The organism is Mesorhizobium sp. M2A.F.Ca.ET.037.01.1.1 (assembly GCF_003998075.1).
Classification (GTDB): domain Bacteria; phylum Pseudomonadota; class Alphaproteobacteria; order Rhizobiales; family Rhizobiaceae; genus Mesorhizobium.
On sequence record NZ_RZSA01001187.1, the window covers coordinates 1 to 1,802 of the forward strand.

General features: G+C 65.4%; 4 protein-coding genes. All 4 read right to left on the minus strand.

Annotation, left to right across the window (positions count from 1 at the left end; translation table 11 throughout):
• Positions 1-629, minus strand: a 629-nt coding sequence (locus EOA27_RS34865) for an S-adenosylmethionine:tRNA ribosyltransferase-isomerase (protein ID WP_189562261.1), incomplete at its 3' end; no start/stop codon positions are given.
• A complete protein-coding gene (locus EOA27_RS34870) occupies positions 629-1,078 on the minus strand; it encodes a DMT family transporter (RefSeq protein WP_126082583.1) in 450 nt (149 codons plus the stop codon). The genes EOA27_RS34870 and EOA27_RS34865, both read right to left, overlap by 1 nt.
• A 10-nt stretch (positions 1,079-1,088) precedes the next feature.
• Positions 1,089-1,601 carry a peptidylprolyl isomerase gene (locus EOA27_RS34875; RefSeq protein ID WP_042642653.1) on the minus strand — a complete coding sequence of 171 codons (513 nt, stop codon included), beginning with the start codon at positions 1,599-1,601 and terminating at the stop codon, positions 1,089-1,091.
• 30 nt (positions 1,602-1,631) lie between these two features.
• Positions 1,632-1,802 (minus strand): peptidylprolyl isomerase (locus EOA27_RS34880; protein WP_189562263.1); only part of this gene is annotated, 171 nt, incomplete at its 5' end.

Here is a 1,802-nt window from a genome sequence, read left to right on the forward strand (position 1 = left end):
ATGCCCCGGGCGTCGAGCGCGGCAAACAGTTCCGGCGTGAAATGCAGCCCGGCGGTGGGGGCAGCGACCGCGCCCTCTTCCCTGGCATAGATGGTCTGGTAGTCGGCGCGGTCGCGCTCGTCATCGTCGCGCTTCGAGGCGATATAGGGCGGCAGCGGAATGTGGCCGACGGCATGCAGCGCCTCATCGAGGAACGGCCCGGAAAGGTCGAAACCGAGCAGCGCCTCGCCAGCCTCGCCCTTTTCGAGCACCGTCGCGTCAAGCTGGCCGAGGAAGCAGGAACTGCCGTCATGACCGAAATGGATGCGGTCGCCGGCGGCGATGCGCTTGCCCGGCCGCATGAAAGCCTGCCAGCGGTCCGGCGCCACGCGCATATGCAGCGTCGCCTCGACCTGCGCCACCGCCTCGCCGCGCTTGCGCATGCCTTTGAGCTGCGCCGGGATGACCTTGGTGTCGTTGAACACCAGCACGTCGCCTTGCCTTAGCAGCGAAGGCAGGTCGCAGACGACGCGATCCTGCAATGGTTCGCCCGGCTCGACGACCAGCAGTCTGGCGCTGTCGCGCGGTTCCACCGGACGAAGCGCGATGCGCTCCTCCGGCAGCTCGAAGTCGAACAGGTCGACACGCATCAGAAAAGCCGGATGAGCAGCGCCCGGGCGAGCAGCATTACCGCGCCGGCGACGCGGCCAAGCGAGATTTCGCGTACCGCCACGCCAAGGAAGCCGACGCGGTCGATCAGCATGCCGGCGAGCAACTGCCCGGCGACCAGGAAGGCCATGAGAGCCGCAGCGCCGATGCGCGGCGTGAGAATGGTGGAGAGCGTGACATAGAAGCCGCCGAGCATGCCGCCGGCGATGAACAGCCAGGGCGCAGGCGCCTTCCAGTCGAGCGAAATGCCCTGCAGCCTCACCACCGCGAGGGCAATGATGCCAAGGACGATGGCGCCCGACAGGAACGAGAACGCCGCGGCGGCCACGGGAAGGCCGAGGCCGCGCGCCAGTTGCGAATTGATCGGCGCCTGGATGGCGATGAAGGCGCCGGACAGGATGCCGAGCAGGGACCAGACTGCGCCCATCATCGTTATGCCCTTACTTGACGTCGGCCGCGACCTTCAGCGACACGATCTTGTCGGGATCCTGCACCGGCTCGCCGCGCTTGATCTTGTCGACATTTTCCATGCCCTCGATGACCTGGCCCCACACCGTGTACTGGCGGTTGAGGAAGGCGGCATCGTCGAAGCAGATGAAGAACTGCGAATTCGCTGAGTTCGGGTTCTGCGCCCGAGCCATCGAGCAGGCGCCGCGGCCATGATTGGCATTGGAGAACTCGGCCTTGAGGTCCGGCTTGTCGGACCCGCCCATGCCCGCGCGCGACGGCGCATAGGTCGGCTTCGAGGAGTTGCCGAACTTGACGTCGCCGGTCTGCGCCATGAAGCCGTCGATGACGCGGTGGAACACGACGCCGTCATAGGCGCCCTCACGCGCCAGTTCCTTGATGCGGGCGACGTGGCCGGGGGCCAGTTCGGGATACATTTCGATGACGACCTTGCCCTTGGTCGTTTCCATGATCAGCGCGTTCTCGCGATCCTTGATCTCAGCCATGTCAGAAATCCTTTTTGAAAATTGAGGGGTTTATTTGCCGTCGGCGGCGATGCGAACCTTGATCATGCGGTCGGGGTCGCTGACCGTGCCGTTGTCGGCCTCGTCGCCCTTCTTGATCTTGTCGACGAGGTCCATGCCGCCGACCACCTTGCCGACGATGGTGTACTGGCCGTCGAGGTTCGGCGCCGGCGCGAACATGAT

Excerpts from the sequence above, each read along its gene's own strand:
- EOA27_RS34870 (WP_126082583.1), bottom strand. The coding sequence starts at position 1,078 with ATGATGGGCGCAGTCTGGTCCCTGCTCGGCATCCTGTCCGGCGCCTTC.
- EOA27_RS34875 (WP_042642653.1), bottom strand. The coding sequence starts at position 1,601 with ATGGCTGAGATCAAGGATCGCGAGAACGCGCTGATCATGGAAACGACC.